This is a genomic window from Paenibacillus sp. 7541, from assembly GCF_002276395.1.
Lineage (GTDB): Bacteria > Bacillota > Bacilli > Paenibacillales > Paenibacillaceae > Paenibacillus_AQ > Paenibacillus_AQ campinasensis.
On record NZ_NQLZ01000022.1, the window covers coordinates 95,433 to 110,577 of the forward strand.

Here is a 15,145-nt window from a genome sequence, read left to right on the forward strand (position 1 = left end):
ATGAATACGAAAGGGGCATCCCAAGGTGTTGTGTCAGCCTGGGATGCCCCTTTTTCTCATGATGGGAGAGCTTATGCTATTGTTGTTCACGCGAGCGGATGATGCGGATTCATGGCCTCTGCCCCGAATTCAGCATCTTCGCCCTGCGCCCCGGGAGGTTCACCCTCCGGCAGCGGCAGGCGAACCATCACCGAGGTTCCTTCGCCGAGGACGCTCTCCATCTCCATCGAGCCGTGGTGGAGCTCCACCAGCTGCTGTGTAATCGCCAGTCCCAGCCCTGTTCCGCCATTAAGCGGATTGACCTGGAAGAAGCGATCCTTCACGCGCCGGAGATGCTCCTCGGAGATGCCAATGCCTTGGTCGCGCACCGTCACGGTCACAAACTTCTCCTCCATTGTGAAGGATAGCGTGATGACGCCGTTCTCGTGGGAGAATTTGACCGCATTGTCGACGATATTGAGGAAAATCTGCTTCAACCGGTTGGCGTCGCCGTGTATGACCGGCTTTTCCTCCGATTCGAGCAATATTTTGACCCCTTTCTGCTCGGCCTTGGCCCACAGGTTCAGTATAATCTCCTGCAGCAGCTCCTTGAGATTGACGCTGCTCATGACAAGCTTCATCTCGTTCTGCTGCAGCTTCGCGAAGTCCAGCAGCTCCTCCACAAGACCGATCAGCCGGTCCGTTTCCTTCGTGATGATCTGCATCCCCAGCTTCGTTTCCTCTGGGTCGTAGCCGCCCACATTCAACGTCTCGCTCCACCCTTTAATACTTGTGAGCGGGGTTCTAAGCTCGTGGGAGATCGATGAGATAAAGTCATCCTTCACCTGATTGCTTCGCACGATTTCCTGTGCCATATAGTTCAGCGTCGAGGAGAGTTCTCCCAGTTCATAGCGATAATCGCCCTTGATGCGAACATCGAATTTCCCCTTCGCCATCTGGGCGGAGACGGTCGTTATATTGTTGATCGGCTTCACAATCGAATTCGCCAGACCGATGCTGAAAGCCAGCACCGTGGCCAGTACTGCCGCACCGATGCTGATCGCAAATAGCGTGATGTTCATCAGTTTGTTGTTCATTTTCTCCAGCGAGGTGACATAGCGAAGCACATATTGATCCTCCCCGCCCTGAACGAGCTGGGACACCGCCATCACGATCTGCCCCGTACCCGGATCTCGCCCCACCCACCGGCTGGTGTCCCCTGCCAGCGCCTGGGTGAAATCACTGGACGCAATCGTCTGCTGAGTGTCAAAGCCGGTCGAGGTGGTCAGCACCCGGCCGGATGTATTCACGATTTGAAGCTCGGTATTATCCAGATCGAAATGTCTCAACATTTCTCCCAGCTGATTCACGTTATCCGAATTCGGCAGCCGGAACGGCTGATAGAAGTCGTTGGCCAGCCGAATATGGTTTTGGATATGATTGTATACCGTATCATAATAGTATGTTCGTATCGCGATGAGAAAGATAATCTCAACCAGCAGCAGCGCCATAAACACTACCAGAAAATAGTGCAGCACAATCTGCCGCTTTATGCCTTTTTTGATCATTGTCCCTGACCCTTCCATTTATAGCCGTGTCCCCATACCGTCTGGAGAAATTCCGGCTCGGAAGGATTTTCTTCGATTTTTTGACGCAACCGTCGGATGTTCACATCCACAATTTTGGGATCGCCCATATATTCCTTGCCCCACACATGGTCGAGCAGCACATCCCGGCTAAGCGGCGTATTTTCTTTCTCGAAAAAGAACTGAACGAGCGAAAACTCGGTTGGCGTCAGCTCGATCAGCTTCCCGTTCTTCTTGAACTGCTTGGTGATCAGATCCAGCGAGAACGGTCCGGACTGGAAGGATACTTTCGCGGCTCCGGCCCGCTGCACATTGACCCGGCGCAGCAGCGACTGGATGCGCGCGATCAGCTCGGTCGGGCTGAACGGCTTGCTGACATGGTCGTCAGCGCCGACGGACAGCGCATAGACTTTATCCTGCTCCTGCACCTTGGCGGTCAAGAAGATGATGCCGAGCCGTTCGTTCGTTTCCCGAATTCTGCGGCACACTTCAAATCCGTCAATGCCCGGCACCATGACGTCCAGGAGTGCAATGTCGATATCCGGCGTTGACTGCAGCATCGACAGCGCTTCGTTGCCGTTGCCGGTCTCCAGCACATCAAAGCCGTTTCGCTTCAGATTGATGACTATAAAACTGCGAATCGATTCTTCGTCTTCAAGGATGAGCACTTTACTCAAGATTTAGTTCCCCTTTCTTTCGATAGGAGCCACATTGTTGCTTGGCTTATTCTCTTTTTTGGTAAACTTCAAATCCCCGTGGCTGCGGTAGGCAATGACCCGGTTCTTATCTCTGATCAGCACGTTCCAGCCCGGATCTGCTTCAGCCCACTGGGTCATGTTGAAGAATTGAATTTCCGCGACCGACTCCCCCGTCTCCGTCTTAACAAAGTTCAAATAACTTTCCTTGTTGGATTCCGGCGTGATCGTAATCTGGTTGTAGAGCTCCTCCGGAAAATTCAAATAGAAACGGTTGTTGATATCATGATAACGCTGCAGCACGAAGTTCAATGTGCCTTTTTTGCCTTCCTCGGACAGCTCCCCGTCCCACTGATAATACGTAGTGAAATACGGAATTTCCTCATACAGCCTGCTTTCCCATCCGACCGGCGTCTCCGGCACCCCGATCTCCAGAATGCCATCGCCGTTAATATCCTCGCTATCGATCGGAAACGGCTTATAGGTCATCGAGTCATCCTTAATGACATCGATAAACTTGTTGTCCTCCATAATGATCAGCTTGGTAAAGGAATCATTCGAGGATACGAGCGTATCCAGTATAATCCCTTCTTTATCCTCCGCCACTTCTCCTGCGACAATATTGTAATAACTCTCCACGTTGGACCCAAGGTCCAGCCGGTCGATTTCACTAAACGTCTTATCGAAGATGTTATATTGATACGTCACAATATAGGACAGTTCGTTCTTCTGGAGGGATACAACCGTAAGATCGTTGGCGCCGTCTCCGTTCATATCTCCGATCTCAAAGTGCGTATAAGGAAGAGGAACCAGCTTCTCCAGCGCATCGCCTGTAAACTGATAGACGATCAGCCCGTTTTGCAGTTCCCTGTCCCCGCGCGAGAAACCGGCCACAATCTCATAATTGCCGTCGTTGGTCAGGTCCACGAAATCGAATGATTCCAGTACGGTCCCTTCCCCGTCAAAATTCAGCTTCTTTACCCAGGTGTCGCCCTGCTGCTGCAAAATCATACCGTGCACCTGAATCTCTTCATCCGGCGTCTGGTAGAAGACCACCGCCTCAAGAATGCCGTCATTGTTCAGATCCTCGATCCGGATCTGACTGCTGTCCGTATCGCTGCGCGGCCTCAGAATCGATGCCCCTGTTGGAAGCTGAGACTGGATCACCCCGTTAAGCGAAGCTTTGTCCGCAGGCAAATCCGGCGTTTTAATCAAGGATATCGGGTCCTCAATGAAGGAGCAGCCGCTCAGCATGATGACGAGCAGCAAAGAAGACAGAGCCTGCACTATTTTGTGTCTCAATCCTTATCAACTCATTTCTATTATAAGCGCCATTGTGGGCGACTATGGTTTTACAGCCTGGCTTTCTCGCCATGTGTCAGCCTTCTGCCGGTGACATCCACCACAATTTGACCATCGGCCAGCCCGATGATACGGGTGCAGAATTTCTCGGCCAGCTCGATCGGAATGACCGTGATGACCGTCAAACGTTCCTCCTCGCATAGCGATTTCAACGTCTTCAGAACATGCTCGGCAGAGCCCGGATCAAGTCCCATCACCGGCTCATCAGCCAGAATGACCTTCGCGCCATGCACAAGGGCACGGGCAATCGCGATGCGCTGCTTCTCTCCCCCGCTCAGCTCTCCGGCCTTGCGATGCGCTTTGTCAAGCAGCCCCAGATGCTCAATCGTATCCATCGCTCCCATATAATCATCGGAACGGACCATGCCGGTCACCATCCGCCACCATGGCGTCTGACTCGCTTGTCCGATCAGTACGTTCTTCAGCGCGGTCCGGTTCACATTGAGCGTCGGATTCTGCTCGAGATATGCCCACTCCCTCTTGATTGTCCGTTTCCCCGAGGGATTCATCATATCTTCTCCGTCAATGAGCAATTTGCCGCCGTCCCATCGTTCCTTCATCGCGAGGCAGCCCATCATCAGACTTTTCCCGCTTCCGCTGGCACCGATCAATCCGATCATTTCCCCGGTTTCCATCTGGAAGCTGATATCTTTGAGCACAGGGGTTCTATCAGGTCCAACTGTCTTCTTAAGCCGTTCCACTTTGATCATCTATTCGTCTCTCCCGTCAAGTGCATATTCCTACTCTCTAGTTTAGAAGAAAGCGGCGGCAAATTCCATGAGAACACACGTTCCCTTCGGTGCCGTGCCCTCTTGATATACCAGTAGATGCAGCCGACAAGAGACTCTATAGCGATTCTTGATCCGCGGTTGATTTCTTTACCTTAAATAATATGCCGGTACATGCGAATAAAATGTATAGTCCGCCAAGAAGTACAAACATGCCGCCATTCCAGCCGGTCCCGAGGATCGCCCCGCCTGCGTTCGGTCCGGCGATACTGCCGGCATTGAAGTGAAACGAAGCCACCACATTGGCTGCAGGCAGCAGCGTGCGCGGCAAAATATCTGCCGCATAGGCAAGTCCGAGCGAGAAGAAGGAACCGACGAATCCGCCGGCGATCGTCAGCAGAACCAGCGTCATCCAAAAACTCGTGCCCGCCAGCGGTATAAGCAGGAAGCAGAGTCCCCCGGTAATACCGGCGAACGTCAGCACCCGTTTGCGGCCGAACCGGTCGCTCCACATGCCGAGCGGAAGCTGCAGCAGCAATCCGCCAATGCCGACAAAAGGCAGCAGCGCCGCGATCTGCTCTACCGTAAACCCGGTGCGCAGGCCATATACCGGGAAACTGCTGTTAATGCCCGACTCCATATATCCATACAGAAACGCCGGAATTAACGCATACCAGGCCAGCCGATAGCTGGTGCGGTATCTTCCTCCTCCGGCCGTCTCCGTGCCCTGGCTCCGCTCCGGCTTCAGATCCGGCAGCTTAAACAGCACCACAACCAGCAGCAGCAAGAACAGAACTGCCAAAATAATAAACGGTACGGCCTCCCCGTATTTCAGCAGGGAGATGCCAAGCGGACCGATGCTGAATCCGATCCCGTAGGACATGCCGTAGAACGATATGCTTCGCCCGCGGTTCTCCGGCGTTGACATCATCAGAATCCACAGCTGTGACGCATAATGCAGCGCGCTGTCCCCGATACCAACCAGCAAGCGCAGCACGAACCATAGCGCAACGCTTGGGATTAACGGAAAAGCAAGCAGCGAGAGCATCACCAGCACAAGACCGGCGGCAATCAGTTTCTTGAAACCTACCCAGCCGAGCACCCGCTCGGCCACCAGCGTCATGGCGAAGGAGCCGACATACAGCGCCGCCGCGTTCAGTCCGTTCATCGTGGACGATATGCCCATCCGCTCCAGAAATATGGCCAGGACCGGAAGCAGCAGGCCTTGACTTAGACCTGCAGCAATCACAACCCCTATAAGTATAAAATAATGAATGTTCCCCTGCCGGGTATGTCCAGCTTGTGTCACGAACCACGCTTCCCCCTCTGTCATAAAAGCAAATAATCAAACAGCCAAATGAACATTATAGTGGACAACCCCATTCGATACAAGCCATAATAATTACAATGCCATCACTTGGGAGGGTACTTATTCATGACATATAAAGTTCATATCGATGTATCCACAGTATACGAGCTGGTCAGCAGCTTTATGGTATATGCAACAAGGAAGTGGACGGACAATCTGGACATTGGCAAACAGCTCATTACGCGAATGGATGCCTGTCTGCCCCAGCCGGTGCGCGTGCAAATGGGCGAAGCGCGCTTCTGGCCGCTGGCCGATTATGATGTGCTGTACGCCATCGTTATGCTGAGAGGAGAGCATGATGAGATTCCGGACTTTCTGCACTGGCTGGAAACCTCATCCTCCGATGAGCTGCATCGCCTGCTCGCCGAGCATATTTCCTGGCTGACGGCGGATGAAACGAACCGAATTCGCACAAGCTATACACCGCTATTAAAACTGTGGCACGAGCATTATTTTGCCGAAGTAGAGAGCGATCTTCGCCCCCTGCTGCAAGAGGATGCCGAAGAGAAGCAGCTGCTCTTGACGAAGATGGATCCGGAAAACTTGATCGAATATGCCTCCAGCGGTGTCATTCTCGATCACGTGCCGCAGACAAACGTTACGCTGTTTCCAGGCACTCACTTTCGGCCGATCAACACATACTGCTTCTATGACAATCTGATTCTGCTCCAGTATCCGATTGATATTCCCGAAGAAGACGAGGATGAGCCGCCTGTCGTGCTGCTGCGCATGACCGAAGCGCTGGCGGATCCGGAGCGGCTGAAGCTGCTGCGCTATATCGCCGATGAGCCGAAGGCCGTATCGGAGATGGCGGTCGAGCTTGGACAGCCCTACGAAACGCTGATGCACCATCTGATGATTCTAAGAGCGGCAGGACTGCTTCGATCCCATCTGAAATCCGAGAATAACGAACGATTCAGCCTGCGGCCGGACGGCGCGTCAGAGCTGCAGATGTTCCTGGAGAATTATATTCGTCTGTCCTAAAAGGTGGTGTGCTGGGCCTGTCACCGATAAGAGGATGAAGCAATTTTATATTTTCCTGCACCGAGAAGGAGATCACTTATGAACCAACAATCACAGCATCTTATCTTTGATTTGGATGATACATTGATTCATTGCAATAAATATTTCGAGCTTGTTCTGGGAGAATATTTCGAGCAGATGACCGCCTGGTTTGAGCCGTACGGGCTTACCACCGAACTGGTTCGCGCCAAGCAGATCGAAATCGATGTGGCCGGCGTGAACAAGGTGGGCTTCGCCAGCGTGAACTTTCCTGAGTCGCTCATTGCCACCTACCGCTTCTTCAGCGAACAATACGGACGCGAGTTGAACGAGGAAGAAGAGAAGCAGCTGTTCTCGCTCGGAATGAGCGTGTATGAACAGGAAGTTGAGGCTTATCCCGGGATGGTCGAAACGCTGGAGCGGCTTCGCGGCGAAGGTCATCACCTGTATCTGTATACCGGCGGGGAAGCTCGGATCCAGCAGCGCAAGATTGAGCAGATGAAGCTTGCCGATTATTTTGACGATCGTATCTATATTCGCCAGCACAAAAACGTAGAAGCGCTTGAGAACATTCTCACGCTGAAGCATTTCGATCGCCATTGCACCTGGATGATCGGCAATTCGTTGCGTACCGATGTTATGCCTGCCCTGTCGGCCGGCATCAACTGCATCTATATCGAGCAAAAGCTGGAATGGGAATACAACCTCGTTGAAATCAACGTCAAGCCGCATCATGTGCTGTACACCGTATCCGCCCTGACCGAAGTGCCGGAGGTCATCCACAACCACCTCACGTAGTACCTGTCGTCATTGAGGCATCGCCTAACGCTGCCTCAAGCGAACATCTACTCCAGGGGTTTGGAATGGAAGACGTAACGCTGGCGTGAGAAGCAAGCAGCACCTATATAGCTATACCAACTGTCAGCGCAAACAGGGCTGCCTGAAAGGTCATTGCACATTGACCGATCGGCAGCCCTGTTGTATGCGTGCTGTTCAGTGTTGATCACACTCGACAAGCGAGCGGATGAATGAATGGAGCACAGGATGAACCCGTACGTGCGCACGATTTACCGCGCAGCTTCATTTGCTGCCTCTGGCTGCAGTGCCAGCTTGCCATCCCCGGTAGCGCTTAGTACAATCCGCGCCTTATATGAAGATCCGTCCTCCCGCTTGAACGACAGCAGCTGTGTTTTCCCTTGGGACAGCAGCGATTTCAGCATCGGATGCGAAATTTTTTTGCCGGCAAACTCCTTCCAGATGACAAATCCGCAGCCCTGCTTGAAGTGCGTGCAGCCATAGCCCTTGCGGCCCTCGATAATCTGACCGCCGCAGCCCGGCTTCGGGCAGATGCCGAAGGTCTCTCTTGCCGCAGGAGGCACCGGCTTGCTTGCAGCAGACAATCTGGTATCCTGCATACGTTCTGCTTGACCACGTAATTGCCCTTGTGCAGATCCTTGAATACGAGCTTGTTCCCGTACCTGTCCGGTATCCTGACCAGGACCAGCATCGTTCGTTCGCGTCGTGCGGCCCTTGGCCGTACCCGAGCCCGCAGTCGATGCGGCTTTACCGCCTCTGCCTCCGGCACGCCCCTTGCCTTTCGCGCGATCCTTCTCCGATTCAAACATCGACGGCGGGGCAGGTCTTTGCGTCGACACCTTGCTGATGATCGAAAGTGTAAACTTCTGCACATTGTGCATGAAATGTTCCGCAGACGCTTCCCCTTTGGAAATCTGGTTCAGCCTCCGCTCCCATTGCCCGGTCATCTCCGGTGACGCCAACAGCTCGACGCCTGCATGCCGGATCAGCTCCACCGCGGATCTCCCTTTTTGGGTCACGGTGATCCGTTTGCCCTGCATCGTAATATAGCCAACCTTCTTCAGCCGCTCAATCGTGGCTGCACGGGTTGCCGGCGTGCCGAGCCCGCTCTCCTTCATCGCATCGCGAAGCTCTTCGTTTTCAATCGATTTGCCCGCGCTTTCCATCGCTTTCAGCAGCGTCCCCTCCGTATAACTTTTGGGCGGCTGGGTGGCCTTCTCCTTTACTTCGGAGCGCTTGCACTGAACCGGAAGCTCCGGCTGGATCACAAACGGGCGATCATTCCATTCCAGCGTTTCTTCCTCCTCATCCTCTTTGCCTTTCTTGGATGATTTGGACCGCTTCTTCTCCTTCTCCCCCTGCTCCTTCTCCAACAGCACCTTCCAGCCGAGAGACAGCAGCTCCTTGATGTTGGTCTTGAAGGTCTCCTCTTCCACCTCTGTCATAACCGTATGCTGCTTATACATCGCCGGCGGGTAGAAATGGGACAGAAAACGGATGATGATCAGATCATAAATCTGCTGCTCTTCCTTGCTCAACGTGCCCGGACGCTTCAGCGTCGGCAGAATTGCATGGTGATCCTCGACCCGCTGCGGATTGCAGACCGCCCTGTTGTTTTTATGTACCCGGCCCGGCTCTGCCGCTTCCGCCATCTCCTTATACGGTGTCGATTTCAGCATGTGCAGCGCTTTATGCATCCCGTCGATATTCTGTTCGTTTACATAGTTGGAGTTCGTACGGGGATAAGAGATCACTTTATGCCGCTCATACAGCGCTTGGGCAATGTCCAGCGTTTTTTTCGCGGAATAGCCGAACTTCGCGTTCGCTTCACGCTGAAGCAAGGTTAGATCATACAGCTTGAACGGATATTCCTTCGTCTCCTTGACTTCATACTTTGCAACTCTTCCGGTTTTCCCCTTCACCTTGCCTGCAATCTCATCGGCCTTCTCCTTCGAAGTCAGCCGCTCTCCCTGCCAGGTTCCTGCATACTCCAGTTCATCCTGCTGGAACAACGCCTTCACATCGTAAAAGGTCTGCGACTCAAACGCCTCAATCTCTTTCTCACGGTCATAGATCAGCGCCAGAACCGGAGTCTGCACCCGGCCCACGGACAGGAGCGTATGATGCTTGGTAGTAAACGCGCGGGATGCATTCATGCCGATCAGCCAATCCGCTTCGCTGCGCGCTCTTGCCGCTTGGGTCAGATATTCAAATTCCGCGCCATCTCTCAGCTCGGCAAAGCCTTTGGCGATGCTTTCGGCTGTCAGGTCGGAAATCCACAGTCTTTTGACCGGCTGGCTGAGCTTTAACTGCTGCTGGATTAAGGCAAAAATATACTGCCCCTCGCGCCCTGCATCACAGGCGTTGACAATGCTGCTGCAGCGTTTGGCCAGCTCGCCGATCACTTTCAGCTGATCCTTCGTTTTCGGGTTTGGCACGATCTTGAAGCGCTCGGGAATGATCGGCAGATCGTTAAAATTCCATCTTTTATACTTCGAGTCATACGCCTCCGGTTCGGCCAAACCGACCAGATGACCGATCGCCCATGTGATGATGTACTGCTCCCCTTCCAGATACGTCCGATTGTTCTTGGCCCGGGGTTCAATCACGGCGGCAATATTGCGCCCCATATCCGGCTTTTCGGCAATGACCAGCGTCTTCAATTCGACTCTCCTCCTACTACCACACAGAAACTTATCTTAAGCCGTTTCATTGTCGATATTGGCAAGATTAAACATATCCTTGCCTCTAAAAAAGGACTTCGCCAGCGCGAAGTCCTTATCTGTATCTATTAATATATCATATTTTCGGATTGGATTAAACCAAAACCGTAGAGCCCATCAAATACTTGTCAACCTCGCGAGCCACCTCGCGGCCTTCGTTGATCGCCCATACAACCAGGCTTTGGCCCCGGCGCATATCCCCGGCAGCAAACACCTTGTCAACATTGGTGGTATATTTGCCGTAAGGCGCCTTCACGTTCGTGCGGCGGTCTGTCTCCAGCCCCAGCTGCTGAACCAGCGTTTGCTCTGGTCCGTCGAAGCCGATTGCGATCAGCGCCATCTGAGCCGGGAATACTTTTTCCGTGCCCGGAATCGGCTGATAGATTTTGCGGCCGGTTTCATCCACGATCCGCTCGATTTGAACCGTATGAAGCTCTTTCAGGTTGCCGTTCTCGTCGCCGACAAATTTGGTCGTCATGATCGAGAACTCACGCGGATCTTCGCCGAACAGCGCCTTCGCTTCCTCATGTGCATAATCGAGGGTATACACATTCGGGAATTGCGGCCACGGGTTGGCAATCGGATCGCGCTCCAGCGGTGGACGCTTGTGCGTACCGAACTGGGTGACACTCCGGCAGCCGTGACGAAGTGCGGTTGCCACACAGTCAGAGCCGGTGTCCCCGCCCCCGATGACGATAACGTCCTTGTCTTTAGCGGAAATATAATTTCCATCCTGAAGACCGGAGTCAAGGTAGCTCTTGATCGTGCCATTCAGGTAGTCCATCGCATAATGAACGCCTTTCAAATCGCTGCCTTCAATGTTGAATTCACGCGGCTTTGTTGCACCACCGCACAGAACGACCGCATCATACTCATCCACAAGCTGCTGTGCCGGGATGTCTTTGCCAATCTCGGTGTTCACCACGAACTCCACGCCTTCGGCCGCCAGCAGATCCACACGGCGCTGTACAACGCCCTTGTCCAGCTTCATCGACGGAATGCCGTACGTAAGCAGTCCGCCTACCCGGTCGGAACGCTCGAACACGGTCACAGAGTGGCCTGCTTTGTTCAGCTGGGCCGCTGCAGCCAGACCCGCAGGTCCGGAGCCAACGATGGCGATACGACGCCCTGTGCGCTTCTCAGGCGGCTCAGGAACGACCCAGCCCTCTTCGAAGCCCTTGTCAATAATCGCCTGCTCAATCGATTTGATCGTCACGGGCTGGCCGATCAATCCTACCGTACAGGAGCCTTCGCAAGGCGCAGGACACACGCGTCCGGTAAACTCAGGGAAGTTGTTGGTCTTGTGCAGACGCTCCAGCGCTTCTCTCCATAACCCGCGGTATACGAGGTTGTTCCATTCCGGAATCAAATTGTGAATCGGACACCCGGACGTTCCGCCAATCATGTCGATACCTGTGTGGCAGTATGGCGTACCACAGTCCATACAACGTGCTCCCTGGGTCTGAAGCTCTTCTTCTTCTAAATGTTTATGAAACTCTTCCCAGTCTTTAACGCGCTCTGCCGGATCCCGGTCTGCCGGTAGCTGACGCTGATATTCCATAAATCCTGTTGGTGTTGACATACTGCTTTTACCCCCATCCGTTCTATCACTGGTGAAATACATGTACAAAATATCATATCATAAATCAACAATAACCGATCGATTTATATCGAAGAAACCGTGAAGAAGCTGATACAACTTTTTTATTTATGCCAAGTAAAATTTTTATCAGTCTGTCGAAAGCTTGCGGTTCCTGGCTAAATAAACAACTTCATGTATAAACATTAGAGATATAGTAGCACTTCACTTTTTGCATGTTAAATGGATTATATGCATGATCATTTGTATTTTCCGACTATAAAAGTCTCTATCGGCGATAGTAATATCAGGGAGCAGGAATTTATGGCCTCTTATTTGCGAACCTTGCGCTCATAGGTGACAAAGCGATAGCGGTATGGATTGTTCTCGTCCGTGATGCCCGGCACCTCTTCCACCACCTGCCATTCCTCCCAGTTCACTTCCGGGAAGAAGGTGTCTCCTAAAAACGCATGGTCGATAAAAGTGACATAGAGCCGATCCGCTTTTGGCAGCATGAGCTCATAGATTTGCGCACCGCCGATGACCATCAGCTCCTGCTCGCCCTCATAAGCGAGCGCATCTTCCAGCTCATGGATAACGATGCCTTCCTCCGGCTTCAGCTGAAAGCCTGGATCGCGCGTCAGCACAATGTTGGTCCGATTCGGGAGCGGCTTGCTGCCGAACGATTCCCATGTTTTCCTGCCCATCAGGATCGGCTTGTTCAGCGTCATTCTTTTGAAATACGCCATATCTTTCGGCAAATGCCACGGCATGCCTCCATTTCGGCCAATCACCTGGTCTTTCCCCATTGCCCATATCATCGATATCGTCATAAACAACCTCCTTTCATTATCAACTGCGGGGTTCTCCTGCGCGGGTCATGGATGCAAGATAAGTCTGATCCGCACGTTGCGTGTCTGTTTAGACGGCTACCTCTGCTTTGATCGTTGGATGATGCTGATAACCCTCAAACTCGAAATCTTCATATTGGTAATCGAAAATGCTATCTGGCTTGCGCTTGATGATCAGCTTCGGAAGCGCGTACGGCTCACGCGCAAGCTGGGTCTTCACCTGCTCCAGATGGTTGAGATAAATGTGTACATCCCCGCCGGACCAGATGAATTCTCCTGGCTCAAGATCACATTGCTGGGCGACCATGTGGGTCAGGAGCGCATAGCTGGCGATGTTGAACGGAAGCCCGAGGAACGTATCCACCGAACGCATCGTCAGCATGCAGGAGAGTTTGCCTTCGGCTACATAGAACTGAAATACGAAATGGCATGGTGGCAGCTTCATATTGTCGATCTCCGCCACATTCCATGCGCTGACCATATGGCGTCTGGAGTCCGGGTTGTTCTTGATGGCTTCAATCACGTTTGCAATCTGATCGATTTTACGGCCGTCCGGGGCCTCCCAGGCGCGCCACTGCGAGCCGTACACCGGGCCCAAATCCCCGTTCGCATCCGCCCACTCGTCCCAGATGCGCACCCCGTTCTCCTTCAGATAATGGATGTTCGTGTCCCCTCTGAGGAACCAGAGCAGCTCATGCACCACAGACTTGATATGAATCCGCTTCGTTGTCACAAGGGGGAAGCCTTGGGATAGATCAAACCGGAGCTGACGCCCGAAAACCGACAATGTCCCGGTCCCGGTGCGGTCCTCTTTCTTCACGCCATTGTCCATAATATCCTGCAGCAGTTCCAAGTAATTTCTCATCCTACAACCTACCTTCTTCGTCCTGATGTCTTAGCTCATAGTTTATCATAACGCTACTTTTCAGTCACATACATTGATATAAAAAAAGACTGCCCAGGCCAGGTCATGACAACCCGGCCGAGGCAGCCTCCGTATAGAACACATGAGGTCCTTGATGAATCAGTCCTTACTTGCGCGGTGCTACCACGTGAATTGGATGGCCAAGAACAAGCTCGGCACTTTCCGCCACGATTTCACCAAGCGTTGGGTGAGCATGGATAGTCAATGCGATATCCTCAAGCGTTGCACCCATTTCGATTGCGAGACCAAGCTCAGCAATCAGGTTGGAAGCTTCGATACCTGCGATGTGAGCACCCAGAACAAGACCTGTTTCTTCGTCAGCAACGATTTTCACGAAACCGTCAGGGCTGTTCAAGGACAATGCGCGTCCGTTACCCGCAAACGGGAACTTCGCGGATTTCGCTTTGTAGCCTTGCTCTTTCGCTTGCGCTTCCGTCAGACCTACGCTGGAGCATTCTGGATCTGTGAAAGCCACTGCCGGTACGCATTTGTAGTCCACCACGGATGGCAGGCCTGCGATTGCTTCAGCAGCCACTTTACCTTCGTAGGAAGCTTTGTGTGCCAGAGCTGGTCCAGGAACAACGTCACCGATCGCAAAGATATGCGGATGGTTGGTGCGTCCTTGATGGTCAACTTTGATCAGACCGCGATCGGTCATTTCGATGTTGATCAGATCAAGACCTAGCTCTCCGTCCGTGTTAGGACGACGGCCGACAGTCACCAGCAGGTAGTCTGCGGTCACTTCTTTCGTTTCGCCGTTAACGGAGTACTTCACAGTCACGTCCTTGTCGGTTTGCTCTGCGCTTTCCGCTTTCGCGTTAGTTACGATTTCCACGCCGGTTTTTTGCATGTTCTTCGCAACCAGTTTGGTCATATCCGGATCGAATCCGTTCAGGATGGATTCCATACCTTCAATGATGGTTACTTTCGTGCCGAATTTGGAGAACATTTGACCCAGCTCAGCACCGATGTATCCACCGCCGATCACGATAAGGCTCTTCGGCAGTTCTTCAAGCTCAAGCGCTTCGGTGGAGGACAGAATCCGTCCGCCAAACGGGAATGCTTTCAGCTCGATTGGACGGGAACCTGTAGCGATGATGCAGTTTTTGAAGCGATAGCGCGGAGACTCGTTTTCATTAAACACACGCGCTTCGTTCTCGTTGATGAACATGCACTCGCCTTTGAAAATTTCAACCTTGTTGCCTTTCAGCAAGGAACCAACGCCGCCGGTCAGCTTTTTGACAACACTGTTCTTGAACTCCTGTGTTTTGCTGAAATCCACGCTTACGTTTTCAACGTTCACGCCGAACTGGCTTGCATGGCTAGCTTGCTCAAATTGATGAGCAGCCGAGATCAGCGCTTTGGAAGGAATACAGCCGCGGTTCAAGCACACGCCGCCAACCTCAGATTTATCCACGATCAGTACCTTTTGACCCAGCTGGGCGGCACGAATCGCCGCCACGTAACCTCCAGGTCCAGCACCAATGACTAGTGTATCGATATCAAGAGAAGCATCTCCTACTACCATTA

The 15,145-nt window shown here is 52.8% G+C and carries 12 protein-coding genes; 2 read left to right on the top strand and 10 right to left on the bottom strand.

Translation table 11 applies throughout. From position 1 onward, the window contains the following. Positions 1-86: 86 nt before the first annotated feature. From CHH75_RS14015 to CHH75_RS14035, 5 genes are all read right to left on the bottom strand, one after another. Entirely contained in the window at positions 87-1,547 is a 1,461-nt protein-coding gene (locus tag CHH75_RS14015) for a sensor histidine kinase (protein ID WP_095398490.1), read from the bottom strand. Beyond that, complete coding sequence (locus CHH75_RS14020; protein WP_095263699.1) at positions 1,544-2,242, bottom strand: response regulator transcription factor; 699 nt, start codon at positions 2,240-2,242, stop codon at positions 1,544-1,546. The genes CHH75_RS14015 and CHH75_RS14020 overlap by 4 nt, the downstream gene beginning before the upstream one ends. Before the next feature lie 3 nt (positions 2,243-2,245). Further along, complete coding sequence (locus tag CHH75_RS14025) at positions 2,246-3,562, bottom strand: hypothetical protein (RefSeq protein WP_095263698.1); 1,317 nt, start codon at positions 3,560-3,562, stop codon at positions 2,246-2,248. Between the two features lie 50 nt (positions 3,563-3,612). Continuing rightward, positions 3,613-4,332 carry a phosphonate ABC transporter ATP-binding protein gene (locus CHH75_RS14030; protein ID WP_095263697.1) on the bottom strand — a complete coding sequence of 240 codons (720 nt, stop codon included), beginning with the start codon at positions 4,330-4,332 and terminating at the stop codon, positions 3,613-3,615. Between the two features lie 136 nt (positions 4,333-4,468). Then, complete coding sequence (locus tag CHH75_RS14035; protein WP_244908076.1) at positions 4,469-5,659, bottom strand: MFS transporter; 1,191 nt, start codon at positions 5,657-5,659, stop codon at positions 4,469-4,471. 126 nt (positions 5,660-5,785) lie between these two features. Between CHH75_RS14035 and CHH75_RS14040 the strand changes: the two genes are divergently transcribed. Both CHH75_RS14040 and CHH75_RS14045 read left to right on the top strand, forming a co-directional pair. After that, the gene (locus CHH75_RS14040; protein WP_095263695.1) at positions 5,786-6,703 is read left to right on the top strand and encodes an ArsR/SmtB family transcription factor; all 918 of its coding nucleotides are present in this window, start codon (positions 5,786-5,788) and stop codon (positions 6,701-6,703) included. A 78-nt stretch (positions 6,704-6,781) separates the two neighbouring features. Beyond that, the gene (locus CHH75_RS14045) at positions 6,782-7,519 is read left to right on the top strand and encodes an HAD family hydrolase (protein ID WP_095398491.1); all 738 of its coding nucleotides are present in this window, start codon (positions 6,782-6,784) and stop codon (positions 7,517-7,519) included. 269 nt (positions 7,520-7,788) lie between these two features. Here the strand turns inward: CHH75_RS14045 and CHH75_RS14050 are convergent, their stop codons facing one another. The 5 genes from CHH75_RS14050 to lpdA all read right to left on the bottom strand — a co-directional run bounded on the left by CHH75_RS14050 (position 7,789) and on the right by lpdA (position 15,143). Then, positions 7,789-10,200 carry a type IA DNA topoisomerase gene (locus CHH75_RS14050; protein ID WP_095398492.1) on the bottom strand — a complete coding sequence of 804 codons (2,412 nt, stop codon included), beginning with the start codon at positions 10,198-10,200 and terminating at the stop codon, positions 7,789-7,791. Positions 10,201-10,354: 154 nt separating this feature from the next. Next, entirely contained in the window at positions 10,355-11,842 is a 1,488-nt protein-coding gene (locus CHH75_RS14055) for a glutamate synthase subunit beta (protein WP_095263692.1), read from the bottom strand. Between the two features lie 329 nt (positions 11,843-12,171). Then, on the bottom strand, positions 12,172-12,672 hold the full coding sequence (locus tag CHH75_RS14060) for a dihydrofolate reductase (protein ID WP_095398493.1): 501 nt from the start codon (positions 12,670-12,672) through the stop codon (positions 12,172-12,174). Between the two features lie 88 nt (positions 12,673-12,760). Then, positions 12,761-13,555, bottom strand: coding sequence for a thymidylate synthase (gene thyA / locus CHH75_RS14065; protein WP_095263690.1), 795 nt, complete (start codon positions 13,553-13,555; stop codon positions 12,761-12,763). Between the two features lie 166 nt (positions 13,556-13,721). After that, on the bottom strand, positions 13,722-15,143 hold the full coding sequence (gene lpdA / locus CHH75_RS14070; protein WP_095263689.1) for a dihydrolipoyl dehydrogenase: 1,422 nt from the start codon (positions 15,141-15,143) through the stop codon (positions 13,722-13,724). Between the last annotated feature and the right edge of the window lie 2 nt (positions 15,144-15,145).